The sequence below is a fragment of the Pseudomonas iranensis genome, from assembly GCF_014268585.2.
Lineage (GTDB): Bacteria > Pseudomonadota > Gammaproteobacteria > Pseudomonadales > Pseudomonadaceae > Aquipseudomonas > Aquipseudomonas iranensis.
The window spans coordinates 1,086,294-1,111,733 of the sequence record NZ_CP077092.1; the positions used below are offsets into that span (position 1 = coordinate 1,086,294).

Here is a 25,440-nt window from a genome sequence, read left to right on the forward strand (position 1 = left end):
ATAACCAAGTACCCAATGACTGTTCAGGGCGCTCGCGCCCTGGAAGAGGAGCATGCTCACCTGACCAAGGTCGTCCGTCCGAAGCTCAGCCAGGACATCGGTACGGCCCGCGAGTTGGGTGACTTGAAGGAAAACGCTGAATACCATGCTGCCCGCGAACAGCAAGGCATGGTCGAAGCGCGTATTCGTGACATCGAGGGCCGGATTCAGAATCAGGTCATCATCGATGTCACGACCATTCCTCATACCGGCAAAGTGATTTTCGGCACCACCGTCGAGATCGCCAACGTCGAGACTGATGAAAGCGTCACTTACCACATCGTGGGTGAGGATGAGGCTGACTTCAAACTCGGCAAGATCTCCGTCGGTTCGCCGCTGGCCCGCGCCTTGATTGGCAAGGAAGAGGGTGACGTGGTCGCCGTCAAAACGCCAAGCGGCGTGATCGAGTACGAGATTGTCGAAGTTCGTCACATCTGAAAGAAGGCGCCCGCTGCATGCGGGCGCCATGCTTTGGCAACTGACCCAGATGCTTTGGGTCGGTGGCCTATGGTTGATTCATATCGGTTTGCAGCCGGCGTTGGGTCAGATAGGCCTGGCGCCGCTGTTGATCGACGAAGTCGCCAGTGCATTCGAAGTGCTGGTGGTGGGGTTCGCCGCTCTGTGCGTGATCTTTCAGGCTTTGGTGCTGGTACAGGCCGAGGGCCTTGGCAGTCTATGGCGGGATTTTCGCGGGCAGGTGCTGTTGATGGCGTTGTACGCGTGCGCGATGTATGTAGCCGTGCGTGTCGGCTGGCCGGATGCGCAGCGCTGGCAGGTATTCAGTTATCTGGTGCTGGGATTTTCCGGGCTGGTGCTGGTCATGCAGCCGGTGCCGGGATGGAGTGGCAGGGTGCGCGAAGCACACCCTTGACCCTGCACATCACTTGAAGCGATGAACGTTCGACAGCTGCTTGTTGGCGCTGAAGTTCTTGCGGTAGACCAGAGCCATCTTGCCGATCACCTGAACCAGGTCCGCTTTGCCGACCTTGCACAGTTCGGCGATGTGCGCCAGGCGCGACTCGCGATCGAGGATATTGAGCTTGATCTTGATCAGCTCGTGATCCGCCAGGGCGCGTTCAAGTTCGGCTAAAACACCTTCAGTCAAACCGTTGTCCGCTACCGTCAACACTGGTTTGAGGTGGTGGCCGATGGATTTGTACTGTTTCTTCTGCTCTGGAGTGAGCGGCATAATCTGACCCTTTCGTCTGGATTCTGTAAAATGGCGGCCATTTTACCCGAGGGTTCGTGGATCCGCCCAACTAATCACGACCCTAATCATCGAGGTGCCCAATGGCGCGTTCCAAGACAAGCCTTGGTTGGCTGAAAAGACATGTCAACGATCCTTATGTGAAGCAGGCGCAGAAGGATGGCTACCGCTCGCGTGCAAGTTACAAGCTTCTGGAGATCCAGGAAAAATACAAACTCATCCGTCCGGGCATGAGCGTGGTCGACCTCGGCGCCGCGCCGGGTGGCTGGTCGCAGGTCACGAGTCGACTGATCGGTGGGCAGGGGCGTCTGATCGCCTCGGACATCCTGGAAATGGACAGCATCCCTGACGTGCAGTTTATTCAGGGCGACTTCACGGAGGACTCGGTGCTCGCTGAAATCCTGGAGGCTGTGGGTAATTCGCAGGTGGACCTTGTGATTTCCGATATGGCCCCCAATATGAGTGGTACGCCCGAAGTGGACATGCCCAAGGCCATGTTCCTCTGTGAGCTGGCTCTGGACCTGGCGGAACGGATCCTCAAGCCCGGTGGCAACTTCGTCATCAAGATTTTCCAGGGCGAGGGCTTCGACGTTTATCTGAAGGATGCTCGGAAGAAATTCGACAAGATCCAGATGATCAAGCCAGACTCTTCCCGTGGCAGCTCCCGTGAGCAGTACATGCTGGCCTGGGGTTATCGCGGCGGTGATGCGTAAAACAAGGTTTTTCGGCGGGGCGATAGGTTTTTCATATTTCGCTCTGCAGGCATAAGCGAATATTGTGTAGAAAGTGTTTCACAAAGGGTTACAGACGGCGCCTGCCAGAGTTGTAGGTAATGTAGTAAGTTAGGCCGGTGAATATCATGCGAAGCGCGCGCCAGTAGCGGAGCTTGCTTCAGAGGGTAGTTAATTGAACGATATGGCAAAGAATCTGATCCTGTGGTTGATCATTGCGGCAGTCCTGGTGACGGTGATGAACAACTTCTCCAGCCCTAACGAGCCGCAGACCCTCAACTATTCCGACTTCATCCAGCAGGTCAAGGATGGCAAGGTCGAGCGCGTAGCTGTTGACGGCTATGTGATTACCGGCAAGCGCACCGATGGCGACAGCTTCAAGACCATTCGTCCGGCGATTCAGGACAATGGCCTGATCGGCGATCTGGTCGACAATCACGTTGTGGTTGAAGGCAAGCAGCCTGAACAGCAAAGCATCTGGACTCAGCTCCTGGTGGCCAGCTTCCCGATCCTGGTGATCATCGCGGTGTTCATGTTCTTCATGCGCCAGATGCAGGGCGGCGCAGGCGGCAAGGGCGGGCCGATGAGCTTCGGCAAGAGCAAGGCACGCCTGCTCTCCGAAGATCAGGTGAAAACCACTTTGGCTGACGTTGCCGGTTGCGACGAAGCCAAGGAAGAAGTCGGCGAGCTGGTTGAGTTCCTGCGTGATCCGGGCAAATTCCAGCGTCTGGGCGGTCGTATCCCGCGCGGCGTGCTGATGGTCGGCCCGCCGGGTACCGGTAAAACCTTGCTGGCCAAGGCGATTGCCGGCGAAGCGAAAGTGCCGTTCTTCACCATTTCCGGTTCCGACTTTGTCGAAATGTTCGTCGGTGTCGGCGCCAGCCGCGTCCGCGACATGTTCGAGCAGGCCAAGAAGCACGCCCCTTGCATCATCTTCATCGACGAAATCGATGCCGTGGGTCGCCATCGTGGCGCCGGCATGGGTGGCGGTCATGACGAGCGTGAGCAGACTCTCAACCAGTTGCTGGTAGAGATGGACGGCTTTGAAATGAATGACGGCATCATTGTTATTGCTGCGACCAACCGTCCGGACGTACTCGACCCTGCGCTGCTGCGTCCGGGCCGTTTCGACCGTCAGGTGGTCGTGGGCTTGCCGGATATTCGTGGTCGCGAGCAGATTCTGAAAGTGCACATGCGCAAAGTGCCAATGGGCGACGACGTTGCTCCGGCAGTGATCGCGCGCGGTACTCCGGGCTTCTCCGGTGCTGACCTGGCCAACCTGGTCAACGAAGCGTCGTTGTTCGCTGCTCGTAGCGGCAAACGCATCGTCGAGATGAAAGAGTTCGAACTGGCGAAAGACAAGATCATGATGGGCGCCGAGCGCAAATCCATGGTCATGTCCGAGAAAGAAAAGCAGAACACTGCTTACCACGAAGCCGGCCACGCCATCGTTGGTCGCGTCGTGCCTGAGCATGATCCGGTCTACAAGGTGTCGATCATCCCGCGCGGTCGTGCGCTGGGTGTGACCATGTTCCTGCCGGAAGAAGATCGTTACAGCCTGTCCAAGCGTGCGCTGATCAGCCAGATCTGCTCGTTGTACGGTGGCCGTATCGCAGAAGAAATGACCCTGGGCTTTGACGGTGTAACCACCGGTGCGTCCAACGACATCATGCGTGCAAGTCAGATTGCCCGGAACATGGTGACGAAATGGGGCCTGTCGGAAAAACTCGGTCCGCTGATGTATGCCGAAGAAGAGGGCGAAGTGTTCCTCGGTCGCGGCGGTGGCGGCCAGGCTGCCAGCTTCTCCGGTGAGACAGCCAAGCTGATCGACTCGGAAGTGCGCAGCATCATTGATCAGTGCTACGGCACCGCCAAGCAGATCCTCACGGATAACCGTGACAAGCTCGATGCCATGGCTGATGCGCTGATGAAGTACGAAACCATCGATGCCGAGCAGATTGACGACATCATGGCCGGCCGCACACCTCGCGAACCTCGCGACTGGTCGGGTGGCACCGGTACGCCTCCGCCGCCTGTCGTGCAGGACGAGCGTCCGGAAAAACCGATTGGCGGTCCGGCTGCTGACGTTTAAGGCTTGAAATGACTTCTGTACAGTCCCTGACCCGGTTGCCTTGCGGCAACCGGGTTCTTGATTTGGCCCAGACGCATGTCATGGGCATTCTCAATGTCACTCCTGATTCTTTCTCCGATGGTGGTCGCTATAGCCAGCTCGATGCGGCTTTGCGCCACGCAGAAGCCATGGTGCTGGCTGGCGCGACGCTGATTGATATCGGCGGCGAATCGACCCGGCCGGGGGCGCGAGCGGTTTCTCCTCTTGAGGAGCTAGAGCGCGTCGCGCCGATTGTCGAGCTGATCAATCGCGACCTGGATGTCATCATCTCGGTCGATACTTCCACCCCGGCAGTCATGCGCGAAACCGCCCGGCTCGGTGCCGGACTGATCAATGATGTGCGTTCGTTGCGTCGCGATGGCGCGCTGGATGCGGCGGCGGCGACCGGATTGCCGGTTTGTCTCATGCACATGCTCGGCGAGCCGGGCGATATGCAGGACAATCCGCAGTATCAGGATGTCACCCGCGAGGTCGGTGAGTTTCTCGTCGAACGCATGGATCAATGTGCCCAGGCGGGCATTCCCGCTGAGCGAATCATTCTTGATCCCGGCTTCGGCTTCGCCAAAACCCTGCAGCACAATCTAAGCTTGTTCAAGCACATGGAGGCCCTGCATGCACTGGGTCGACCACTGCTGGTAGGTGTTTCGCGCAAGAGTATGATTGGCCACGCTTTGAATCGTCCCGTGGGCGAGCGTCTGCATGGCGGACTGGCACTGGCGGCGCTGGCGTCAGTTAAAGGCGCACGTATATTGCGGGTCCACGATGTGGCGGAAACCGTCGATGTCGTGCGAATGATCGCGGCCGTAGAATCAGCCGAATAAGAATGATGGAGCGCTTATGAGCAAGAAATATTTTGGTACCGACGGCATTCGCGGTCGCGTTGGTGAATACCCGATCACGCCTGACTTCATGCTCAAGCTCGGCTGGGCTGCTGGTATGGCTTTTCGCAAGATGGGTGCCTGCAAGGTGCTGGTCGGCAAGGACACGCGGATCTCCGGCTATATGTTCGAGTCGGCACTCGAGGCCGGGCTGACCTCGGCGGGTGCCGATGTGATGCTGCTCGGCCCGATGCCGACGCCGGCCATCGCCTATTTGTCGCGTACGTTCCAGGCTGAAGCCGGCATCGTGATCAGTGCTTCGCACAACCCGCATGATGACAACGGCATCAAGTTCTTCTCCGGCAAAGGCACCAAGCTGCCCGATGAATTGGAGCTGATGATCGAAGAGTTGCTGGATACGCCGATGACCGTCGTCGAGTCGAGCAAGATCGGTAAAGTGTCGCGAATCAATGATGCATCGGGCCGCTACATCGAGTTCTGCAAGAGCAGCGTGCCTACCGGGACCAATTTCGCCGGCCTGAAGATCGTTATCGACTGCGCGCATGGTGCGACCTATAAGGTAGCGCCGAGCGTCTTCCGTGAATTGGGTGCCGAAGTCGTCGTGCTTTCCGCTCAGCCGAACGGGCTGAACATCAACGATAACTGCGGTTCCACGCATATGGGGCCGTTGCAGGCCGCCGTTCTGGCCGAGCATGCGGACCTGGGTATCGCCTTCGATGGCGATGGCGATCGGGTATTGATGGTCGATCACACCGGCGCCATTGTTGATGGTGACGACCTGCTGTTTATCATTGCCCGCGATCTGCATGAGCGTGGCAAGTTGCAGGGTGGCGTCGTCGGTACTTTGATGAGCAATCTTGGTCTCGAACTGGCCCTTGCGGATCTGTCGATCCCGTTCGTTCGCGCCAATGTCGGTGACCGCTACGTGATTGCCGAGCTGCAAGAGCGCAACTGGCTCGTAGGCGGGGAAAATTCCGGGCATGTGGTCTGCTTCAACCACGCCACCACGGGCGACGCCATCATTGCGGCCTTGCAGGTGTTGATGGCTCTGAAATCCCGCAATGAAGGTCTGGCACAAACGCGCCAGGCGTTGCGCAAGTGCCCTCAGGTGCTGATCAACGTTCGCTTTGGCGGCGGTGAAAGCCCACTGGAGCATCCTGCTGTCAAGGAAGCCAGTGCCCGTGTCACTCAGGCGATGGCGGGACGCGGTCGCGTGCTTCTGCGCAAGTCCGGCACAGAGCCTCTGGTGCGCGTAATGGTCGAAGGCGAGGACGAAAACCAGGTTCGCGGCTATGCCGAAGAGCTGGCAAAACTGGTAACCGAAGTTTCTGCCTGATACGGCTTGCAAGCCATGATTGTGTTGGGTAACATCTGCGCCCACTTTGACCGACGAGGTACAGCATGCGTCGCCCTATGGTAGCTGGTAACTGGAAGATGCACGGTACCCGCGCCAGCGTCGCTGAGCTGATCAACGGCCTTCGTCATCTGGCCTTGCCAAGCGGTGTTGATGTCGCGGTGTTCCCGCCTTGCTTGTACATCAATCAAGTGATTGATGGCTTGAAAGGCAAGTCGATTTCGGTCGGCGCGCAGAATTCTGCGGTGGAAGCCATGCAAGGTGCGTTGACTGGTGAGATTGCTCCCAGCCAACTGGTGGATGCAGGTTGTTCCCTGGTGCTTGTCGGGCACTCCGAACGCCGTCAGATTATGGGCGAGCGAGACGGGATGCTGAATCGCAAGTTCGCAGCGGCACAGGCATGTGGCTTGATTCCGGTGTTGTGTGTAGGGGAAACCCTCGAGCAGCGCGAAGCCGGAAAAACTCTTGAAGTTGTCGGGCGTCAGCTGGGCAGCATCATCGAGGAGCTGGGTGTCGGTGCCTTTACCAAGGCAGTGATTGCATACGAGCCGGTCTGGGCCATTGGTACCGGGCTGACTGCAACGCCGCAACAGGCTCAGGATGTGCATAAAGCCATTCGCGAGCAGTTGGCGGCAGAGAATTCTGAAGTCGCACGAGGTGTGCGGCTTCTATACGGCGGCAGCGTGAAGGCGGCCAATGCGGTCGAACTGTTCGGCATGCCGGATATCGATGGGGGGCTCATTGGTGGAGCTTCCCTGAATGCAGATGAGTTCGGTGCGATCTGTCGCGCCGCGGGAAACTGAAAAAATGCTGGAAACAGTCGTAGTCGTTTTTCATCTGCTGGGTGCATTGGGCGTAGTTGCTCTGGTTTTGCTGCAGCAGGGTAAGGGTGCGGACGCTGGCGCGTCTTTCGGAGCAGGTGCTTCAAATACTGTGTTCGGAAGCCAAGGTTCCTCTACCTTTCTTAGTAAGTTTACTGCTATACTTGCCGCCGGTTTCTTCATAACCAGCTTGGGGTTAGGTTACTTTGCTAAAGAGAAAGCTCATCAGCTGACTCAAGCAGGTCTTCCAGATCCAGCAGTGTTGGAAGTACCTAAGCAACAACCGGCTTCTGATGATGTCCCGGTGCTTCAAGAGCAAAAGTCGGCTACTCCAGCGACTGACGTGCCTCCAGCTCAAGAGCAGAAGTAAGAAGAGTTCCAAACGTAGTATTGCCGAGGTGGTGGAATTGGTAGACACGCAACCTTGAGGTGGTTGTGCCCATAGGGTGTAGGGGTTCGAGTCCCCTTCTCGGTACCAATTAGTCAGGAGAGCCCGCTGTTGCGGGCTTTCTTGCAGGTGGAAGGTTACATTGACCCTAAAAGGGATCGGTCGTATACTTCCGCCCCAGCTTTGTCGCGGGGTGGAGCAGTCTGGTAGCTCGTCGGGCTCATAACCCGAAGGTCGTCGGTTCAAATCCGGCCCCCGCAACCAGTTTAAGGAGCCCCTTTTAAGGGGCTTTTTGTTAGCTGGATACTTTCAACGCCGCTGTTCGACGGCGTTTCAAGGATGGGCGTTATGCCCATTTTTTTATTTTGCAAAGCATGCACATATCATGCACTAGGGGGTTCAGGTGTCGAGCAAGCTAGAAGAGTTGCAGGCCTTGCTGGCCCCGGTGGTCGTGGCCCTGGGCTATGAATGCTGGGGTATCGAGTTTTCGGCTCAGGGTCGTCACTCGATGTTGCGCGTTTATATCGATAAAGAGGGTGGCGTGCTGGTGGACGATTGCGCCATTGTCAGCCGTCAGATCAGCGGTGTTCTGGATGTTGAAGATCCTATCTCCGTTGAATACACCCTTGAAGTTTCCTCGCCTGGCATGGAGCGCCCGCTGTTCACTCTTGAGCAGTTTGCCAAATTTGCCGGTGAACAAGTGAAGATCAAGCTGCGCTCGCCTTTCGAAGGTCGACGCAACTTTCAGGGCCTTCTGCGCGGTGTAGAAGAGCAGGACGTCGTGGTGCAGGTAGAAGACCACGAGTTCCTGTTGCCGATCGATATGATCGACAAGGCCAACATTATTCCCAGTTTTGACTGAGACGCGGATCCCGCGGATCCAATGGCTTGCGAAAGGCGAGGCGTACGATGAGCAAAGAAGTACTGCTGGTTGTTGAGTCGGTATCCAATGAAAAGGGTGTACCGGCAAGCGTAATTTTTGAAGCGCTGGAGCTGGCTCTGGCCACTGCTACCAAAAAGCGTTTTGAAGACGAAGTGGACCTGCGTGTGGAAATCAACCGCCACACTGGTTCCTACGAAACCTTCCGTCGCTGGACGGTCGTCGAAGAGAATGATCTCGACGATCCGGCCATCGAGACCTGGCCAAGCAAGGTTGCCGAAACGCATCCTGGTGCCAAGGTCGGTGACGTCGTCGAAGAGAAAATCGAATCCATCGAGTTCGGCCGCATCGCTGCACAGACTGCCAAGCAGGTCATTGTGCAGAAAGTTCGCGAAGCCGAGCGCGCTCAAGTGGTCGACGCCTATCGCGAGCGCCTGGGAGAAATCATCTCTGGCACCGTGAAAAAAGTCACCCGCGACAACGTGATCGTCGATCTGGGCAACAATGCTGAAGCGTTGCTGGCCCGTGAAGACATCATTTCTCGCGAAACCTTCCGTGTCGGCGTGCGTCTGCGTGCGCTGCTCAAGGAAATCCGCACCGAGAACCGCGGCCCGCAGCTGATCCTGTCGCGTACCGCGCCGGAAATGCTGATCGAGCTGTTCCGTATCGAAGTGCCGGAAATCGCCGAAGGCCTCATCGAGGTCATGGCCGCCTCCCGTGATCCGGGTTCGCGTGCCAAGATCGCCGTCCGCTCCAAGGACAAGCGCATCGACCCGCAAGGTGCCTGCATCGGTATGCGCGGTTCGCGCGTCCAGGCGGTATCGGGTGAGTTGGGCGGTGAGCGTGTTGATATCGTGCTGTGGGACGACAACCCGGCCCAGTTCGTGATCAACGCCATGTCCCCGGCCGAGGTTGCGGCAATTATCGTTGACGAAGATGCCCATGCCATGGATATCGCCGTTGGCGCAGACAATCTGGCTCAGGCCATCGGTCGCGGTGGTCAGAACGTGCGTCTGGCCAGCCAGTTGACTGGCTGGACCCTGAACGTGATGACCGAATCGGACATCCAGGCTAAGCAGCAAGCAGAAACCGGCGACATCCTGCGCAACTTCATCGATGAGCTGGAAGTCGACGAAGAACTGGCTCAGGTGCTGGTAGATGAAGGCTTCACCAGCCTGGAAGAGATTGCCTACGTACCGGTGGAGGAAATGCTCAACATCGACGGCTTTGACGAGGACATCGTCAACGAGCTTCGTGCTCGCGCCAAGGATCGCTTGTTGACCAAAGCCATCGCTACTGAGGAAAAGCTGGCAGACGCCCATCCGGCCGAAGACCTGCTCTCGCTTGAGGGTATGGACAAGGATTTGGCGATGGAACTGGCGGTGCGCGGCGTAATTACCCGCGAAGACCTGGCCGAGCAGTCTATTGACGACCTGCTCGACATCGACGGCATTGACGATGATCGTGCCGGCAAGTTGATCATGGCCGCCCGAGCCCACTGGTTCGAGTAATTAGGCGCGGCCTGAGGAGAGAAGTGCATGACGCAAGTCACGGTGAAACAACTGGCCGATGAGGTCAAAACACCGGTAGAGCGCCTGTTGCAGCAGATGCGTGAGGCAGGTCTGCCGCACACCGCCGCCGACGAAAATGTGACTGACAGTGAGAAGCAATCCCTGCTGACTCACTTGAAGAGCAGTCACAAGGCGAAAGTGGAAGAACCACGCAAGATCACGCTGCAGCGTAAAACCACCAGCACCCTGCGTGTGGCTGGTAGCAAGAGCATCAGCGTTGAAGTTCGCAAGAAGAAAGTTTTCGTACAGCGCAGCCCGGAAGAAATCGAAGCCGAGCGCAAGCGTGAACTGGATGAGCGTCGCGCAGTAGAAAATGCTGCCCGTCAGAAGGCTGAAGAAGAAGCCAAGCAACGCGCCGAAGAAGAAGCGCGTCGCCAGCCTGCTGCTGCGCAAACCGCTGCCAGCGACGCCGTTGCGGCGCCGGCTGCCGCTGCCGAACCTGTTCGCGAAAGCGCACCGGTGGCCGCTGCTCCTGCTCCATCGGCTGACGTTCGCAACAAGCAGAACGAACAGCGCCGTCCGGACAAGCCACGTGCCGACGACAACAATCGTCGCAGCGGTGGTGGTGATGGCGAGCGCAAAAACGCTCCGCATCGCGCATCGGTCAAAGAAAAAGCCCCGGCGCCACGTGTGGCACCACGCACTACCGACGAAGAAAGCGATGGCTTCCGTCGTGGTGGTCGCGGCAAGGCCAAGCTGAAGAAGCGCAACGCCCACGGTTTCCAGAGCCCGACCGGCCCTGTCGTGCGTGACGTGCAGATCGGCGAGACCATCACGGTTGGCGATCTGGCCAACCAGATGTCGGTCAAAGCGGCTGAAATCATCAAGTTCATGTTCAAACTGGGTACCCCAGCGACCATCAACCAGGTGCTTGATCAGGAAACTGCTCAACTGGTAGCCGAAGAACTGGGCCACAAAGTGACCCTGGTCAGCGACACCGCTCTGGAAGATTCCCTGGCCGAGTCCCTGAAGTTTGAAGGTGAGTCGTTCTCCCGTGCACCAGTCGTGACCGTAATGGGCCACGTTGACCACGGTAAGACTTCGCTGCTCGACTACATCCGTCGTGCCAAGGTAGCTGCTGGCGAAGCTGGCGGTATCACCCAGCACATCGGTGCATACCACGTTGAGACTGATCGCGGCATGGTCACTTTCCTCGACACCCCGGGTCACGCTGCGTTTACCGCAATGCGTGCCCGTGGTGCCAAGGCGACCGACATCGTGATCCTCGTGGTTGCAGCGGACGACGGTGTGATGCCGCAAACCATCGAAGCGGTTCAGCATGCGCAGGCAGCTGGCGTGCCGCTGGTGGTAGCAGTGAACAAGATCGACAAGCCGGGCGCCGATCTCGATCGCATCCGCAGCGAGCTGTCGGTTCACGGCGTGACTTCCGAAGACTGGGGTGGCGACACACCATTCGTTCCGGTTTCGGCGAAGATGGGTACTGGCGTGGACGAGCTGCTTGAAGCCGTTCTGCTGCAGGCCGAAGTTCTCGAACTGAAAGCTACTCCGTCGGCTCCTGGCCGTGGTGTGGTGGTTGAATCGCGTCTCGACAAGGGTCGTGGCCCAGTGGCAACCGTGCTGGTTCAGGACGGTACGCTGCGTCAAGGCGACATGGTCCTGGTCGGTTCGAACTACGGCCGTGTACGTGCCATGCTCGACGAGAACGGCAAGCCAATCAAGGAAGCCGGTCCATCCATCCCTGTCGAGATCCTCGGCCTGGACGGTACCCCGGACGCTGGCGACGAGATGAGCGTGGTTGCCGACGAGAAGAAAGCCCGTGAAGTGGCTCTGTTCCGTCAAGGCAAGTTCCGCGAAGTCAAACTGGCTCGCGCTCACGCCGGCAAGCTGGAAAACATCTTCGAAAACATGGGTCAGGCCGAGAAGAAGACGCTCAACATCGTCCTCAAGTCCGACGTCCGTGGTTCGCTGGAAGCGTTGAACGGTGCCTTGAATGGCCTGGGCAACGATGAAGTACAAGTGCGCGTAGTGGGTGGCGGTGTCGGTGGTATCACCGAATCCGACGCCAACCTGGCACTGGCTTCCAACGCTGTACTGTTCGGCTTCAACGTGCGTGCCGATGCCGGCGCTCGCAAGATCGTCGAGCAGGAAGGTCTGGATATGCGTTACTACAACGTGATCTACGACATCATCGAAGACGTCAAGAAAGCCCTGACCGGCATGCTCGGCAGCGATGTTCGCGAGAACATCCTGGGTGTGGCCGAAGTGCGTGACGTGTTCCGTTCGCCGAAGTTTGGCGCGATCGCCGGTTGCATGGTGATCGAAGGTGTCGTGCACCGTAACCGTCCGATCCGTGTACTGCGTGAAGACATCGTTATCTTCGAAGGCGAGCTGGAATCCCTGCGCCGCTTCAAGGATGACGCTTCCGAAGTGCGTGCCGGCATGGAATGCGGTATCGGCGTGAAGAGCTACAACGACGTCAAAGTCGGCGACAAGATCGAAGTCTTCGAGAAGGTTCAGGTTGCTCGCAGCCTCTGACTCGCGCACTTCAAGGGCCACGATGGGCCGTAGCATGCAAATGCACGGCACAGCGTCCGGACTCTAAACGCAACGCCCGGTCTGGCTTTTGTCAGGCCGGGCGTTTGCCGCTTTCAGACCTTGCGGGTTTCACCGCTGGGCAGTAACAGGTAACAAATCATGGCAAAAGAATACAGCCGTACCCAACGTATCGGCGATCAGATGCAGCGCGAGCTGGCGCAACTGATCCGTCGCGAAGTCAAAGACCCGCGCGTCGGCCTGGTCACCATCACTGCTGTGGAAGTGTCCCGTGACGTTGGTCACGCGAAGATTTTCATCACCGTGATGGGCCAGGACAACGCTGAAGACATCGCGCAAAGCATCAAGGTGCTCAATGCCGCCGCAGGCTTCCTGCGTATGCAGCTGGCTCGCGAAATGAAGCTGCGCAGCGTGCCGCAATTGCACTTCCACTACGACGAATCCGTCGTGCGTGGCGCGCATCTGTCGGCGCTGATCGAGCGCGCCGTCGCTGAAGACAATCAGCACGTTGCCGCTCCAGCACCTGAAGACACCAAGGAGTAATTCGGTGGCTCAGGTCAAACGTATCCGTCGTAACGTCAGCGGCATCATCCTGCTCGACAAGCCATTGGGGTTCACCTCCAACGCTGCCTTGCAGAAGGTGCGCTGGCTGCTCAATGCCGAGAAGGCCGGGCACACCGGCAGCCTCGACCCGTTGGCCACCGGCGTGTTGCCGCTGTGCTTCGGCGAGGCGACCAAGTTCTCGCAATACCTGCTCGATTCCGACAAGGGCTACGAGACCCTGGCGCAACTGGGCAAGACCACCACCACGGCCGATGCCGAAGGCGAGGTTTTGCAGGAGCGTCCGGTGACCGTTGGTCGCGCCGATGTCGAAGCGGTTCTGCCGAAATTTCGCGGGCAAATCAGTCAGATACCGCCGATGTACTCGGCACTCAAGCGTGATGGCCAGCCGCTGTACAAACTGGCACGTGCAGGCGAAGTAGTGGAGCGCGAACCGCGTTCTGTTACTATTGCGCGCTTGGAATTGCTGGCCTTCGAAGGCGATACTGCGCGGCTTGCGGTGGACTGCAGCAAAGGCACCTATATTCGCACCCTGGTGGAGGATATCGGTGAGCAACTCGGTTGTGGTGCGTACGTCGCAGAACTGCGTCGGACCCAGGCCGGGCCTTTCACCCTGGCGCAGACCGTGACCCTCGAAGAGCTGGAAGCGGTACATGCCGAAGGCGGCAACGAAGCGGTCGATCGCTTCCTGATGCCATCGGATAGTGGCCTGCAAGATTGGCCGCTGCTGCACTTCTCGGAAGCGAGCGCGTTCTACTGGCTCAACGGCCAGCCGGTACGTGCCCCGGATGCGCCGAAGTTCGGCATGGTGCGAGTACAGGATCACAATGGTCGCTTCATCGGTATCGGTGAAGTGAGCGAAGACGGGCGCATCGCGCCGCGTCGCTTGATTCGGTCAGAATGACCGGAACCGGTCTGCGTTAAGCGGGCCGGCGAGTGTGGCTGTTAACAGGCATGGTCACTACTCATTTATAGATACAGGGATTTGTCCCTGGCCTGTTGAAGCTGTTTCCCTGAAACAGTTTCTTGATAAGGAAGGATTGCCTCATGGCTCTCGACGTTCAAGAAAAAGCTCAAATCGTTGCTGACTACCAGCAAGCTGTTGGTGACACTGGTTCGCCAGAAGTGCAGGTTGCACTGCTGACCGCCAACATCAACAAACTGCAAGGTCACTTCAAGGCCAACGGTAAAGATCACCACTCCCGTCGTGGTCTGATCCGCATGGTTAACCAGCGTCGCAAGCTGCTGGACTACCTGAAAGGCAAGGACGTAAGCCGGTACGCCGCGCTGATCGCTCGCCTGGGTCTGCGTCGCTAATCAGCGATTGCGCTATGAGGTTGGTGGTCTGTCGGGCGTCAGCGGTTTTCCGCTGGCGCCTTGCAGGCTCCCAGCCTCAAGTTTTATCTGCAGCATGGCTTTACCTGTAGCACCCGGACAATTGCCATCGGGCCGATTCCCGAGATTGCCCAAGAATTCGCAAGAAACCGTTTCCCCCAAGAGCCACAAAGAAGGTAGGACACCGTGAACCCGGTAATCAAAAAATTCCAGTTCGGTCAATCGACCGTTACCCTCGAGACAGGCCGTATCGCCCGTCAGGCCTCCGGCGCAGTATTGGTCACCGTTGACGACGACGTCAGCGTGTTGGTGACTGTTGTCGGTGCAAAGCAAGCCGATCCGGGCAAGGGCTTCTTCCCTCTGTCCGTTCATTACCAGGAAAAGACTTACGCTGCCGGTAAGATTCCTGGCGGTTTCTTCAAGCGTGAAGGCCGTCCTTCCGAGAAAGAAACCCTGACTTCCCGACTGATCGACCGTCCGATCCGTCCGCTGTTCCCAGAAGGCTTCATGAACGAAGTGCAGGTTGTCTGCACCGTCGTTTCCACCAGCAAGAAGACCGATCCGGACATCGCTGCGATGATCGGTACCTCGGCTGCCCTGGCCATTTCCGGCATTCCGTTCGACGGCCCGATCGGCGCCGCTCGCGTGGCTTTCCACGAAAGCACCGGCTACCTGCTGAACCCGACTTACGAGCAGCAGGCCGCTTCGAGCCTGGACATGGTCGTTGCCGGTACTTCCGACGCCGTGCTGATGGTTGAATCGGAAGCCAAAGAGCTGACCGAAGACCAGATGCTGGGCGCGGTATTGTTCGCTCACGACGAATTCCAGGTTGTGATCAACGCTGTTAAAGAACTGGCTGCCGAAGCCGCCAAGCCAACCTGGAACTGGGCTCCTGCGCCAGAAGCCACCGAACTGCTGGGCGCTATCCGTGCCGAGTTCGGCGAAGCGATCTCCCAGGCTTACACCATCACCATCAAAGCCGACCGTTACGCTCGCCTGGGTGAGCTGAAGGACCAGGTGGTTGCCAAGCTGTCCGGTGAAGAAGGCCAGCCAAGCGCTGCTGAAGTCAAAGCCGCCTTCGGCGAAATCGAATACCGCACCGTTCGCGAAAACATCGTTAACGGCAAGCCACGTATCGACGGTCGCGACACCAAGACTGTACGTCCGCTGAACATCGAAGTCGGCGTTCTGCCAAAGACTCACGGTTCGGCACTGTTCACCCGTGGCGAAACCCAGGCGCTGGTTGTGGCAACACTGGGCACCGCCCGTGACGCGCAACTGCTGGACACCCTGGAAGGCGAAAAGAAAGACCCGTTCATGCTGCACTACAACTTCCCGCCGTTCTCGGTAGGCGAGTGTGGTCGCATGGGTGGCGCCGGTCGTCGCGAAATCGGTCACGGCCGTCTGGCCCGTCGTTCGGTTTCGGCCATGCTGCCAGCCGCTGACGTGTTCCCGTACACCATCCGCGTGGTGTCGGAAATCACCGAATCCAACGGTTCGAGCTCGATGGCTTCCGTGTGCGGTGCTTCCCTGGCACTGATGGACGCTGGTGTACCGATGAAAGCACCGGTGGCCGGTATCGCCATGGGTCTGGTTAAAGAAGGCGAGAAGTTCGCCGTCCTGACCGACATCCTCGGCGACGAAGATCACCTCGGCGACATGGACTTTAAGGTAGCCGGTACCGCCAAAGGCGTTACCGCACTGCAGATGGACATCAAGATCAAGGGCATCACCGAAGAGATCATGGAAATCGCTCTGGGCCAGGCCCTTGAGGCGCGCCTGAACATCCTCGGTCAGATGAACCAGATCATTGGCCAGTCGCGTACCGAACTGTCGGCCAACGCTCCGACCATGATCGCGATGAAGATCGACACCGACAAGATCCGTGACGTTATCGGTAAAGGTGGCGCGACCATCCGTGCGATCTGCGAAGAAACCAAAGCTTCGATCGACATCGAAGACGACGGCTCGATCAAGATCTTCGGCGAAACCAAGGATGCCGCAGAAGCTGCTCGTCAGCGCGTTCTGAGCATCACTGCAGAAGCCGAGATCGGCAAGATCTACGTCGGCAAGGTTGAGCGCATCGTTGACTTCGGCGCATTCGTAAACATCCTGCCGGGCAAGGACGGTCTGGTGCACATCTCGATGCTGAGCGACGCTCGCGTAGAGAAAGTCACCGACATTCTGAAAGAAGGTCAGGAAGTGGAAGTGCTGGTACTGGACGTGGACAACCGCGGCCGTATCAAGCTGTCCATCAAAGACGTGGCAGCTGCCAAGGCTTCGGGCGTTTAATCACCCCAACGCTTTAGCGCAATGAAGATGCCCCCGCCGTGCAAACGGCGGGGGTATTTTTTTATCTGAAATGAAAAAATTGTGGCGAGGGGATTCATCCCCGTTCGGCTGCGAAGCAGTCGTAAAACCAGACACTGCGGACCGCCTGAAACATTGAGGTGCCAGATTCACGGCCGCTTCGCAGCCGAACGGGGATGAATCCCCTCGCCACAAATGTGGTTCTCAAAAGAAAACCATCAGACAACCCACAAATTTGCCGCAGCTCGAGACCGGTGCTAGGTTTAGCCCACCGCCCGTGTAGCTCAGCCGGTAGAGCAGCGCACTCGTAACGCGAAGGTCGCAGGTTCGATTCCTGTCTCGGGCAAAAAATTTTCGCCGTCGGTTTTATGCGTGGTGTTGGAGGTATTCGTTCAGTGCTTGACGTGTCAGATCATTCAACGACACATTTTGACGGGTTGCCGCCAGAGCCGCTGCTAAATGCAGATCGTGACCGATGCGAACATTGAACGATCCTTTGCATGGGATTTCAGGCTTCTGCCCGAGCTGCTCACAGGTTTGTAAATAGTCATCTACCGCCTCGCGAAAGGCTGCTTCCAGTTCAGCCACCGTTTGTCCTTCATAATTAACCAGCGCCCTGATGAAAAGGAGTTTTCCGAACAGGCACTTGTCTTCCGTGCTCGCCTCGATAGAGCCAACATAGCCTTTGTAGTGCAGCTGGGAACTCATGGAATCAGGCCTCCTGTTTTCAGTTGCTCGATAATCTGGCGTCTTGCGTATGTTTTGATTTCATTTCCGGGATGTGGCTTGTGCAGGTTGATCAATGCGCTCGGATTCCCGTTGTCGAATTTGATCCTGCTACCGGATCCTTCCAGCTGAGAGTAACCAAGACGCGCCAACAGAGTGACAAGCTCGGACCATGTGAATGCGCTTCGGCCGTTGACTAGTTTGGCGAGAAGTTTTTCAGTCTTTGACATGCTGGCCTATGATTGCAACTGAATATAGTTGCCTGTTTTTGGGCGGTCAATGTGAAGGTTTCGTTCGCCTTGACCATCAAAGGCGACGGCGAGGATTTATACGCAGTGAATTTCGCGCATGGAAACAGGAAACTGTAACCAAGCGCATACCACCCTTCATTTCATTCCCCCGGTTGCACTGGCTTGCGTCTCTGTTAGGATTCCTTCGTACCAGACAAGCAAGCACCGTTGTTTTCAGATGATCCACGAATGGTCCTGAAGGCCAGGAAAAACCGAGCTTCCAATGGCTTCCTGCGTCAGAGAGATCCTTGATGATCCAGATCCATCCTCCATTCCTAAGATCAGCGAGAACCCCATGACTGAATTGACCCAAGAGCAACGCCACGAACAAGCGCTGGAAAAATACCTTCTGGATGTGCCGGACCTGAAGGATGAGATCAAGGACCTGAGTGCCGATGATCAGAAAGACCAGATCCAGTGGGCCTTCGAAGACGAAGCCGAAGCGCAGGGCTTGCAGCCGTGGGAGCTGACCCTCAAGTACACGAGCACGCCGGAGGAATTCGAGGCGCAGCGCCTCGTGCTGCACAAGGAAGCGGCGGAAGTATTGGGTGTTGAGTGGGAAGAGTACTGCGAGATGAATAATCTCGTCGTATAAGAGCAGCTGCGAGCTTCTAGCTACAAGCTGCAAGTCAAAGCAGAGTCGCTTGGCTTGTAGCTTGTAGCTTGTAGCTTGTAGCTTGTAGCTTGCCGCTGCGTTTAGAGGCTCAGTCGCATCGACAGGTCCACCGCTTTGACATCCTTGGTCATCGCACCAATCGAAATGTAATCCACGCCCGTTTCGGCGATCGGCAGCAGCGTGCTTTCGTTGATGCCGCCGCTGGCTTCCAGTTTCGCTTTGCCGGCGGTCAGGCGTACCGCTTCGCGCATGTCGTCCAGGCTCAGTTCGTCGAGCATGATGATGTCGGCGCCGGCTTCCAGCGCCTGCTTCAGCTCTTCAAGACTTTCCACCTCGATCTCAACCGGTTTGCCCGGGGCGATCTTGTGCGCGGCGGCCACGGCTTCGGCGATGCCACCACTGGCGGCGATGTGGTTTTCCTTGATCAGGAAGGCGTCGTAAAGACCGATGCGATGGTTGTGGCAGCCGCCGCAGGTTACGGCGTATTTCTGTGCCAGACGCAGGCCGGGCAGGGTTTTGCGGGTGTCGAGCAACTTGACCTGCGTCTCGCCGACGAAGTCTGCCAGGTACTGCGCGCGCGTCGCCACGCCGGACAGCAACTGCAGGAAGTTCAATGCGCTGCGTTCACCGGTCAGCAGTGAGCGCGCCGGGCCTTCCAGATGAAACAGCGGCTGATTGGCTTTGACCCGCTGGCCGTCGACCACTTGCCAATGCACCGCTACACGCGGATCGAGCTGGCGAAACACCGCATCGACCCATGCGGTGCCGCAGATGACGGCGTCGTCACGGGTGATGATGGTGGCTTTGGCCAGGCGTTCGGCCGGGATCAGTTGCGCGGTGATGTCGCCGCTGCCGACGTCTTCGAGCAACGCGCGGCGCACGTTGTTTTCGATTTCGGCGGTCAGATCGGCGAGACGTAGATTCGGCATAACGGACTCCACAAACAAAGTGGTTCGATTATAGGGGCAGGGCGCGAGCCAACCCAAGGCGAGAACGTGCGTGGCTGGCGCATCTGGTCGATTTTCCTGCGCTGAGTGCGAGGTGTATGGCGTATAGGGGAAACCCTGAGGCCTATAGCATCGCCGGCCTCTTTTGCCAGATAATCCGCCTTGTATTTGACGTCATGGCTTTGACGAACGAGTCCAGTTGGGCAGTGTCAAAGTGACGAACCGAATCACCGTTCCAGGAGGCTTGGATGCGCAACGACGGGAAAGTGGTGCCTTTGCACCGGGCGACTGCCGATCTGGCGGACCACTCGCCGCTTGCCCGCTTGCCGGTGATTCTGCTGCAGGTTCGCGACAAGGCTGCGCAGCAGCTGCGCCACGATTTGCAGGAGCTGTTCGATAACGCCGACGACACGCTGTTCGAAATGGCCGACCGGGCGCGCAACGACGTCGATCAGAACATCTTTTTCGAAGCCATGCGCGACCTGCGCCTCAAACGCAAGAACATCGAGCGCGGCTTTCTGGAACTGTTCTTTGAAGCCTTCGCCGGCCTTACCCAATACGACCCCGTCGCCAACACCCTGCCACGCACGCCGGTGGTCGAAGAATCGGCGCCGCGCACCGATGCCATGGAGCGTACCGTCGCCGTGCAGACCATGGTCAGTCGCGTGCTCAAGCGCGACGGCTTCGCTCTCGACCAACTGACCGCACGCTTCAGCTCCATGCTCGGCAAGCGTCTGGACGATCAGCACAACCCGCTGAGTCCGGCGATGCTCTGCGAATATTTCCTGCAGGCCGGGCGTAACCTCGGCGTCGAGATCAAGGTCAAGCTGATCCTGCTCAAGCTGTTCGAACGTTACGTGCTGGCTGACACCGAGCAGCTGTATGGCGAGGCCAATCAGCTGTTGCTCGCCACCGGCGTGTTGCCACATCTGAAGCCCGCCGTGGCTCGTCGCATGGTCGAGCCTGCGGACAGCGACACATTGATTGAAGATCTCGACGAGCCGCCAGCGGACGAAGGCATCGAGCAAGTGTTCGCCGCGATGCAGCAATTGCTCGCCCAGGTGCGCGGTCGCGTCACACCGACCCTGGAGCCCGGCGCCCCGGCGCATCCGATCAACACCCGCGACCTGCTGCGGTTGTTGTCGCACTTGCAGCAATACGTACCGGCGCTTGAGGCTCAGGAGGATTTCGATCTGCGCCATCAGCTCGAACAACTGCTGACCCGGGTCAGCGTCAGAAGTGGCCGCTCCCGCGTCGTCGCGACTGCTGACGAAGATGTGATCAACCTGATCGCCATGGTCTTCGACTGCATCCTCGACGATCGCAACGTGCCTGACGCGCTCAAGGCGCTGATCGGCCGATTGCAGATTCCGATGCTCAAGGTCGCCGTGCTGGACAAGAGTTTCTTCAGCCGCAGCACGCACCCGGCGCGGCGCCTGCTCAACGAAATCGCCGAGGCCGCAATGGGCTGGAGCGATTGCGACGGCGCTGAGCGCGACAGCCTCTACGTGCGCATCGAGCAAGTGGTGCAACGCTTGCTGAGCGAGTTTGTCGACGACCCGGCGATCTTCTCCGAACTGCTCGCCGACTTCCTCGCCTTCACTCAGGAAGAACGCCGTCGCACTGAACTGCTGGAACAACGCTTGCGGGACGCCGAGGAAGGCCGGGCGAGGGCCGAGCTGGCTCAGCGGCGTGTCGCGCAGGCGTTGCAACAGGCGCTACTGGGCAAAGTGCTGCCGGCGACGGTGGTGAGCTTCGTCCAGCAGGCCTGGAGCAAAGTGCTGTTGCTGACCTGCCTCAAGCACGGTGATCAGTCCGCCGAATGGCACGCCGACGTGCAGACCATGGAACAGTTGGTCTGGAGCGTGCAGCGCCATGACGACGGCGAATCCAGCCTGCGCCTGCTGGCACTGGTCCCGGGTTTGCTCAAGTCACTGCGCGATGGCCTGAGCAGCACCGCGTTCGACCCGTTTGCCACCAGCGAATTTTTCAGTGAGCTGGAGGCTCTGCACGTACGCGTGCTGGAGCGTTCCGACGATGCCGAGCACAGCGTTACGCCGCTGATCGAAGTCACGCCCGAGGTCTTGCAGCACAGCGCCGGCCAGGCAGCAGCTACCCCGGCGCCGCGCCTGGCGCAAGACGATGCCGGCCTGTCTCAGGTCGAGCAGTTGCGTGTGGGCCACTGGGTGGTGTTCGACGCAGACGACGAACAGACCTTGCGTTGCAAACTCGCCGCGATCATCGAAGAGACCGGCAAATATGTCTTCGTCGACCGCACCGGGACGAAAGTGCTGGAGCACAGCCGCACCGACCTCGCCTTGGCTTTCAGCCGTGGCGCCGCGCGTGCGCTGGATGACACCTTGCTGTTCGACCGCGCACTGGAATCGGTGCTGGGCGACTTGCGGCGACTCAATCGCGGCAAGTGATCGCGCGGTGAGGGCGGATCGCGGCATACTGGGCGCCCACATGGTCGGCGTTGAAGGAATCGGTATGCAGTTGGATCCCGCGAGCGGGTGGTGTCATGGCGTGCAGATCTGCCCGTCGCCCAACTTCAATGAGCGCCCGGCGGGCGAAGTGTCCCTGTTGGTCATCCACAACATCAGCTTGCCGCCGGCGCAATTTGCCACGGGCAAGGTGCAGGAATTTTTCCAGAATCGTCTGGATGTCACCGAACATCCCTACTTTGCAGGCATCGCTGACCTGCGCGTATCGGCGCATTTTCTGATCGAACGTGACGGCAAGGTCACCCAGTTTGTCTCCTGTCTTGCGCGGGCGTGGCACGCAGGCGTTTCAGTGTTCGAAGGCCGTGAAACCTGTAACGATTTTTCCGTCGGCATCGAGCTGGAAGGCACCGATGATCTGCCGTTCACCGACGAGCAATATCGCGCGTTGACTGCGCTGACCCGGCAGTTGCAGAAACGTTTTCCGGCGATCACCGCTCAGCGCATCTGTGGCCACAGCGATATAGCTCCGGGGCGCAAGACCGATCCGGGACCGGCATTCGACTGGGCACGCTACCGCGCAGCCCTGGCAAAAGAGGAAGGACAATGAGTTTTCTGGTGTTACTGCTGGCGGTGTGGATCGAGAAGTTTTCGGCCCTGCGCCATCGGCTTCAACGCGACGGCGGATGGATCCGCGAACTGCACAAACTCGAAAACAGCAAACGGCTGGCCAGGCAACCGTGGCTGGTGCTGACGATTCTGGTGCTGTTCCCGGTGGCGTTGCTGGCGCTGTTGCTGCTGGTGCTGGAACCTGTGGCTTACGGTTTGCTGGCGCTGCCGGTGCATTTGCTGGTGGTGATTTACAGCCTCGGGCGTGGCGACCTGCTCGGCGGCCTCGGGCCGTTCCGCGACGCCTGGCGCCGTGAGGATCTGCAAGCGGCGGCCCACGTGGCCAAGCGCGACCTGGACATCTGCGCCGACAGCGGTGAGCAATTGCTTGAGCGAGTGCAGGGGCATCTGCTGTGGCAGGCCTATCAGAGTTTCTTTGCGGTGATCTTCTGGTACTTCCTCCTCGGTCCGGTGGCGGCATTGGCCTATCGCCTGTTGGCGCTGGCCGAAGAGCACGGCAGCAATCCGGCGCTGGTGGAGCGTGCTGCGCAATTGCGTCACGCTTTCGATTGGGTGCCGGTGCGTTTGCTGGCGGCGAGTCTGGCATTGGTTGGCAACTTCGTCGCGGTCAGCCGGGTGATGCTGCATGAGCTGCTGAACTGGAACATCAGCGCTGCGCAGTTGATCAACAAGGTCGGCCTGGCAGCCGGGGAAGTTCCACCGCCAGTGGTCGGCCCGGACGGCATCAACACCCTCGATTGCCTGTGGGAACTGCTGCTGCGCGCGGCGGTGCTGTGGTATGCCGGGTTTGCCTTGTGGACGGTTCTGGTTCACTGATAAGCCAAAGTGAAACTCATTGTGGCGAGGGGATTTATCCCCGATGGGCTGCGCCGCAGCCCTGAAAACCCTGTTCCACCATTCATCAGTAACCATAAGTTACAAAACCTCACGCCGATTTACGCTATACAGAGATAGCGCCCGATAGTGGCTATCTGCTGTCGTCCCGCGCCTGCCAATAAAAACAAGAAAAACCAAGGGAGACTTCCAGTGAAGAGCTTGCTCTATCCCGCCGTCTCGCTGATGAACCGTCTGAGCTTCGGCATGAAGTTCAGCCTGATCAGCGTGCTGTTCCTGGTGCCGATGCTGGTGACCAATTTCTATCTGGTGCGCGATTCCTATCGCGAATTTCAGGGCACCCGCGTCGAACTGCAAAGCCTCGACCTGTTGGGCAGCAGCCTGAGCCTGCGCCGGGATCTGGAAACCCTGAACAATCTGGTGCAGATCGACGTTACCCTCGGCCAGTCCGGCAAGGCCGGCAATGTCGAAGCGCAGATCCAGACGCTGGAGCAGGCTGTGCTCGCGCGCCTCGAAGGGCTGATGGCGATGACCGAAGATCCCGAGCAGATCAGGCAGTTCGAGGCCAAGCGCGATGAAATGATCGCCGCGTTCAAGGCCCAGCAGGCGGAGAGCTCGCTGCAAAGCAAAAGCGCGTTGATCGGCAAGTTGCTGGCCAGTGCGCAGATTTTCAGCCAGATCATCACCAGTCAGGCCGGGTTGAGCCGCGACAACCAGAGCGACATTCGTCAGCTCAGCGAACTGGTCACGCTGATCACCCCCAGCGTGACGCAAACCCTCGGCGAAGGCCGGGCGATGGGTTCGTATTCGTTGGGCCAGGGCTTTCTCAACAGTTCCTCCAGCACGCGTTTTGACGAGTTGCTGGTGCAGATCGAAAAACTCCAGGCCGAGTACGCCTTGAAACTGCAAGACGCCCTCGGTTCCAGCAGCGCCGCACGCGAATCGCTCAGTGCTCAGGCTGACAGCAGCAAGGCCTCGCTCAAGCAGGCCAGCGAGCTGTTCGAAGAGCAAGTGGTGATGGCCGATACCCTCGATGCGCCGTGGCAGGCATTCTACGATCAGGTCACCGGGCTGATGGAACACACCTACCAGCTCAATCAGACCACGCTGAAATTCCTCGACAACCAGTTGCAGCAGCGACTGGCGCAGAACCGCACGCACATGATTCTGCAAGCCTCGGCGCTGTCGGTGGTCTTTGTGCTGATTTTCTATCTTTATGGCGGTTTCTACGCCTCGACCCGCACCACCCTGAAAAGCCTGGGCGCGATGATGGACAAGGTCGCGGCCGGCGACATGACGGTCAACTTCAAGGCCAGCAGCCGCGATGAACTGGGCGAGTTGGGCGAGGTGTTCAACGGCACGGTGAAGAAGATTCACGACCTGATCGAACGTGTCGGTCACACCGTCGGCGAGGTCGAGCGTCAGGCCGGGCAGGTCGAAAGCGTGTCGGCGCAGAGCAATCAGGCTGTCGCTGGGCAGCGCTCGCAAATCGAACAAGTGGCGACGGCGATGAACCAGATGTCGGCGACTTCAATGGAAGTCGCGCGCAGTGCTGCTGCGGCGGTGAGCAGCGCCCACAGCGTCAACGACGAAACCCTCAGCGGTCGCGGTCTGGTGGAATCGCAGCAGGGCAGCATTGCCGCGCTGGCCAGCGAAATCGATCAGTCGGTGCTGGTGATCAATCAACTGGCCAGCGACAGCCAGTCGATCAGCCGTGTGCTTGAGGTGATCAAGAGCATCGCCGAACAGACCAATCTGCTGGCGCTCAACGCCGCTATCGAAGCCGCGCGGGCCGGCGAGCAGGGGCGCGGTTTTGCCGTGGTCGCCGACGAAGTACGCACCTTGGCCAAGCGCACCCAACAATCGACCGAAGAAATCGAGCAGATGATCGCCAAGCTGCACGGTGGCGTCGGCGCGGCGGTGAAGGCCATGGGCGTCAGCCATCAGATGGCAAATGGCACGGTGGGGCAGTCGGAGAAGGTCCAGCAGGCGCTGGAAAATATTCTTGGCGCGGTGGGCATGATCGTCGACCAGAACCAGCAGATCGCCGCTGCCGTGGAACAGCAGACCGCCGTGGCCCATGACATCGACCAGAACATCGTCGAGATCAACCGCGCCGGCGAACGCACGGCGCAAGGTGCACACCAGACCGAAGATGCCAGCCGCGCGCTGTCGGCGCAGGTGGTTGAGCTCAAACAACTGATCAGCGCGTTTCGTGTTTGAGAGGCTGGAACCGGATCAAAAATGTGGGAGCGAGCCTGCTCGCGAAGTCGGT

General features: G+C 58.7%; 24 protein-coding genes and 3 tRNA genes. 23 read left to right on the plus strand and 4 right to left on the minus strand.

The window, feature by feature from the left end; translation table 11 throughout:
• Both greA and HU724_RS04735 read left to right on the plus strand, forming a co-directional pair.
• Positions 1 to 477, plus strand: coding sequence for a transcription elongation factor GreA (gene greA / locus HU724_RS04730; protein ID WP_038861135.1), 477 nt, complete (start codon positions 1 to 3; stop codon positions 475 to 477).
• A gap of 28 nt (positions 478 to 505) precedes the next feature.
• Positions 506 to 910 (plus strand): hypothetical protein, encoded by a 405-nt coding sequence (locus HU724_RS04735; protein WP_016771762.1) that lies wholly within the window; start codon positions 506 to 508, stop codon positions 908 to 910.
• A 9-nt stretch (positions 911 to 919) separates the two neighbouring features.
• On the opposite strand, the gene HU724_RS04740 is transcribed toward HU724_RS04735, so the two are convergent.
• Positions 920 to 1,228: a YhbY family RNA-binding protein gene (locus HU724_RS04740; RefSeq protein ID WP_016771761.1), complete on the minus strand. Its 309-nt coding sequence runs from the start codon at positions 1,226 to 1,228 to the stop codon at positions 920 to 922.
• Between the two features lie 101 nt (positions 1,229 to 1,329).
• Between HU724_RS04740 and rlmE the strand changes: the two genes are divergently transcribed.
• From rlmE to HU724_RS04820, 16 genes are all read left to right on the plus strand, one after another.
• Positions 1,330 to 1,959 (plus strand): 23S rRNA (uridine(2552)-2'-O)-methyltransferase RlmE, encoded by a 630-nt coding sequence (gene rlmE, locus HU724_RS04745; RefSeq protein WP_186568022.1) that lies wholly within the window; start codon positions 1,330 to 1,332, stop codon positions 1,957 to 1,959.
• 202 nt (positions 1,960 to 2,161) lie between these two features.
• On the plus strand, positions 2,162 to 4,069 hold the full coding sequence (gene ftsH / locus HU724_RS04750) for an ATP-dependent zinc metalloprotease FtsH (RefSeq protein WP_016771759.1): 1,908 nt from the start codon (positions 2,162 to 2,164) through the stop codon (positions 4,067 to 4,069).
• Between the two features lie 8 nt (positions 4,070 to 4,077).
• Positions 4,078 to 4,929 carry a dihydropteroate synthase gene (gene folP / locus HU724_RS04755; RefSeq protein ID WP_186568024.1) on the plus strand — a complete coding sequence of 284 codons (852 nt, stop codon included), beginning with the start codon at positions 4,078 to 4,080 and terminating at the stop codon, positions 4,927 to 4,929.
• 16 nt (positions 4,930 to 4,945) lie between these two features.
• Positions 4,946 to 6,283 (plus strand): phosphoglucosamine mutase, encoded by a 1,338-nt coding sequence (gene glmM, locus HU724_RS04760; protein ID WP_186568026.1) that lies wholly within the window; start codon positions 4,946 to 4,948, stop codon positions 6,281 to 6,283.
• A gap of 65 nt (positions 6,284 to 6,348) precedes the next feature.
• The gene (gene tpiA / locus HU724_RS04765; RefSeq protein WP_186568028.1) at positions 6,349 to 7,104 is read left to right on the plus strand and encodes a triose-phosphate isomerase; all 756 of its coding nucleotides are present in this window, start codon (positions 6,349 to 6,351) and stop codon (positions 7,102 to 7,104) included.
• Between the two features lie 4 nt (positions 7,105 to 7,108).
• A complete protein-coding gene (gene secG / locus HU724_RS04770) occupies positions 7,109 to 7,492 on the plus strand; it encodes a preprotein translocase subunit SecG (RefSeq protein WP_016771756.1) in 384 nt (127 codons plus the stop codon).
• A gap of 22 nt (positions 7,493 to 7,514) precedes the next feature.
• A tRNA-Leu gene (locus tag HU724_RS04775) sits at positions 7,515 to 7,600 on the plus strand.
• 97 nt (positions 7,601 to 7,697) lie between these two features.
• Positions 7,698 to 7,774 (plus strand) — tRNA-Met (locus tag HU724_RS04780).
• A 139-nt stretch (positions 7,775 to 7,913) separates the two neighbouring features.
• On the plus strand, positions 7,914 to 8,372 hold the full coding sequence (gene rimP / locus HU724_RS04785; RefSeq protein WP_007973115.1) for a ribosome maturation factor RimP: 459 nt from the start codon (positions 7,914 to 7,916) through the stop codon (positions 8,370 to 8,372).
• 47 nt (positions 8,373 to 8,419) lie between these two features.
• Complete coding sequence (gene nusA, locus HU724_RS04790; RefSeq protein WP_024011569.1) at positions 8,420 to 9,901, plus strand: transcription termination factor NusA; 1,482 nt, start codon at positions 8,420 to 8,422, stop codon at positions 9,899 to 9,901.
• 27 nt (positions 9,902 to 9,928) lie between these two features.
• A complete protein-coding gene (gene infB / locus HU724_RS04795) occupies positions 9,929 to 12,457 on the plus strand; it encodes a translation initiation factor IF-2 (protein ID WP_024011570.1) in 2,529 nt (842 codons plus the stop codon).
• A gap of 159 nt (positions 12,458 to 12,616) precedes the next feature.
• Positions 12,617 to 13,018, plus strand: a complete 402-nt coding sequence (rbfA, locus tag HU724_RS04800; RefSeq protein WP_016771753.1) for a 30S ribosome-binding factor RbfA — start codon at positions 12,617 to 12,619, stop codon at positions 13,016 to 13,018.
• 4 nt (positions 13,019 to 13,022) lie between these two features.
• Positions 13,023 to 13,940 carry a tRNA pseudouridine(55) synthase TruB gene (gene truB, locus HU724_RS04805; protein WP_024011571.1) on the plus strand — a complete coding sequence of 306 codons (918 nt, stop codon included), beginning with the start codon at positions 13,023 to 13,025 and terminating at the stop codon, positions 13,938 to 13,940.
• 143 nt (positions 13,941 to 14,083) lie between these two features.
• The gene (rpsO, locus tag HU724_RS04810; protein WP_016771751.1) at positions 14,084 to 14,353 is read left to right on the plus strand and encodes a 30S ribosomal protein S15; all 270 of its coding nucleotides are present in this window, start codon (positions 14,084 to 14,086) and stop codon (positions 14,351 to 14,353) included.
• 204 nt (positions 14,354 to 14,557) lie between these two features.
• Positions 14,558 to 16,663 carry a polyribonucleotide nucleotidyltransferase gene (gene pnp, locus HU724_RS04815; RefSeq protein WP_024011572.1) on the plus strand — a complete coding sequence of 702 codons (2,106 nt, stop codon included), beginning with the start codon at positions 14,558 to 14,560 and terminating at the stop codon, positions 16,661 to 16,663.
• Between the two features lie 291 nt (positions 16,664 to 16,954).
• Positions 16,955 to 17,027, plus strand: a tRNA-Thr gene (locus HU724_RS04820).
• Positions 17,028 to 17,047: 20 nt separating this feature from the next.
• Here the strand turns inward: HU724_RS04820 and HU724_RS04825 are convergent.
• Both HU724_RS04825 and HU724_RS04830 read right to left on the minus strand, forming a co-directional pair.
• Positions 17,048 to 17,389, minus strand: a complete 342-nt coding sequence (locus tag HU724_RS04825; RefSeq protein WP_016771749.1) for a type II toxin-antitoxin system HicB family antitoxin — start codon at positions 17,387 to 17,389, stop codon at positions 17,048 to 17,050.
• A complete protein-coding gene (locus tag HU724_RS04830; protein WP_081489836.1) occupies positions 17,386 to 17,637 on the minus strand; it encodes a type II toxin-antitoxin system HicA family toxin in 252 nt (83 codons plus the stop codon). Before HU724_RS04830 ends, HU724_RS04825 begins: the two co-directional genes overlap by 4 nt.
• A gap of 355 nt (positions 17,638 to 17,992) precedes the next feature.
• Here HU724_RS04830 and HU724_RS04835 point away from each other — a divergent pair, with 355 nt between their 5' ends.
• A complete protein-coding gene (locus HU724_RS04835; protein WP_186568030.1) occupies positions 17,993 to 18,292 on the plus strand; it encodes a DUF6388 family protein in 300 nt (99 codons plus the stop codon).
• Positions 18,293 to 18,393: 101 nt separating this feature from the next.
• Here HU724_RS04835 and nadC read toward each other — a convergent pair whose 3' ends face one another.
• Entirely contained in the window at positions 18,394 to 19,242 is an 849-nt protein-coding gene (nadC, locus tag HU724_RS04840) for a carboxylating nicotinate-nucleotide diphosphorylase (protein WP_016771747.1), read from the minus strand.
• 266 nt (positions 19,243 to 19,508) lie between these two features.
• On the opposite strand from nadC, the gene HU724_RS04845 reads away from it, so the two are divergent.
• The 4 genes from HU724_RS04845 to HU724_RS27920 all read left to right on the plus strand — a co-directional run bounded on the left by HU724_RS04845 (position 19,509) and on the right by HU724_RS27920 (position 25,388).
• A complete protein-coding gene (locus HU724_RS04845; RefSeq protein WP_186568032.1) occupies positions 19,509 to 21,686 on the plus strand; it encodes a DUF1631 domain-containing protein in 2,178 nt (725 codons plus the stop codon).
• 64 nt (positions 21,687 to 21,750) lie between these two features.
• The gene (gene ampD / locus HU724_RS04850; protein WP_125927175.1) at positions 21,751 to 22,311 is read left to right on the plus strand and encodes a 1,6-anhydro-N-acetylmuramyl-L-alanine amidase AmpD; all 561 of its coding nucleotides are present in this window, start codon (positions 21,751 to 21,753) and stop codon (positions 22,309 to 22,311) included.
• Positions 22,308 to 23,147: a regulatory signaling modulator protein AmpE gene (gene ampE / locus HU724_RS04855; protein ID WP_186568034.1), complete on the plus strand. Its 840-nt coding sequence runs from the start codon at positions 22,308 to 22,310 to the stop codon at positions 23,145 to 23,147. The genes ampD and ampE overlap by 4 nt, the downstream gene beginning before the upstream one ends.
• Positions 23,148 to 24,698: 1,551 nt before the next feature.
• On the plus strand, positions 24,699 to 25,388 hold the full coding sequence (locus HU724_RS27920; RefSeq protein WP_370695133.1) for a methyl-accepting chemotaxis protein: 690 nt from the start codon (positions 24,699 to 24,701) through the stop codon (positions 25,386 to 25,388).
• Positions 25,389 to 25,440: the final 52 nt, after the last annotated feature.

What these genes read in the sequence shown, in the direction of transcription:
- HU724_RS04735 (WP_016771762.1), top strand. Translation starts at nt 506, where the DNA reads ATGCTTTGGCAACTGACCCAGATGCTTTGGGTCGGTGGCCTATGGTTG.
- HU724_RS04740 (WP_016771761.1), bottom strand. Translation starts at nt 1,228, where the DNA reads ATGCCGCTCACTCCAGAGCAGAAGAAACAGTACAAATCCATCGGCCAC.
- rlmE (WP_186568022.1), top strand. Translation starts at nt 1,330, where the DNA reads ATGGCGCGTTCCAAGACAAGCCTTGGTTGGCTGAAAAGACATGTCAAC.
- ftsH (WP_016771759.1), top strand. Translation starts at nt 2,162, where the DNA reads ATGGCAAAGAATCTGATCCTGTGGTTGATCATTGCGGCAGTCCTGGTG.
- folP (WP_186568024.1), top strand. Translation starts at nt 4,078, where the DNA reads ATGACTTCTGTACAGTCCCTGACCCGGTTGCCTTGCGGCAACCGGGTT.
- glmM (WP_186568026.1), top strand. Translation starts at nt 4,946, where the DNA reads ATGAGCAAGAAATATTTTGGTACCGACGGCATTCGCGGTCGCGTTGGT.
- tpiA (WP_186568028.1), top strand. Translation starts at nt 6,349, where the DNA reads ATGCGTCGCCCTATGGTAGCTGGTAACTGGAAGATGCACGGTACCCGC.
- secG (WP_016771756.1), top strand. Translation starts at nt 7,109, where the DNA reads ATGCTGGAAACAGTCGTAGTCGTTTTTCATCTGCTGGGTGCATTGGGC.
- nusA (WP_024011569.1), top strand. Translation starts at nt 8,420, where the DNA reads ATGAGCAAAGAAGTACTGCTGGTTGTTGAGTCGGTATCCAATGAAAAG.
- infB (WP_024011570.1), top strand. Translation starts at nt 9,929, where the DNA reads ATGACGCAAGTCACGGTGAAACAACTGGCCGATGAGGTCAAAACACCG.
- rbfA (WP_016771753.1), top strand. Translation starts at nt 12,617, where the DNA reads ATGGCAAAAGAATACAGCCGTACCCAACGTATCGGCGATCAGATGCAG.
- rpsO (WP_016771751.1), top strand. Translation starts at nt 14,084, where the DNA reads ATGGCTCTCGACGTTCAAGAAAAAGCTCAAATCGTTGCTGACTACCAG.
- HU724_RS04825 (WP_016771749.1), bottom strand. Translation starts at nt 17,389, where the DNA reads ATGAGTTCCCAGCTGCACTACAAAGGCTATGTTGGCTCTATCGAGGCG.
- HU724_RS04830 (WP_081489836.1), bottom strand. Translation starts at nt 17,637, where the DNA reads ATGTCAAAGACTGAAAAACTTCTCGCCAAACTAGTCAACGGCCGAAGC.
- HU724_RS04835 (WP_186568030.1), top strand. Translation starts at nt 17,993, where the DNA reads ATGACTGAATTGACCCAAGAGCAACGCCACGAACAAGCGCTGGAAAAA.
- nadC (WP_016771747.1), bottom strand. Translation starts at nt 19,242, where the DNA reads ATGCCGAATCTACGTCTCGCCGATCTGACCGCCGAAATCGAAAACAAC.
- HU724_RS04845 (WP_186568032.1), top strand. Translation starts at nt 19,509, where the DNA reads ATGCGCAACGACGGGAAAGTGGTGCCTTTGCACCGGGCGACTGCCGAT.
- ampD (WP_125927175.1), top strand. Translation starts at nt 21,751, where the DNA reads ATGCAGTTGGATCCCGCGAGCGGGTGGTGTCATGGCGTGCAGATCTGC.
- ampE (WP_186568034.1), top strand. Translation starts at nt 22,308, where the DNA reads ATGAGTTTTCTGGTGTTACTGCTGGCGGTGTGGATCGAGAAGTTTTCG.
- HU724_RS27920 (WP_370695133.1), top strand. Translation starts at nt 24,699, where the DNA reads ATGGAAGTCGCGCGCAGTGCTGCTGCGGCGGTGAGCAGCGCCCACAGC.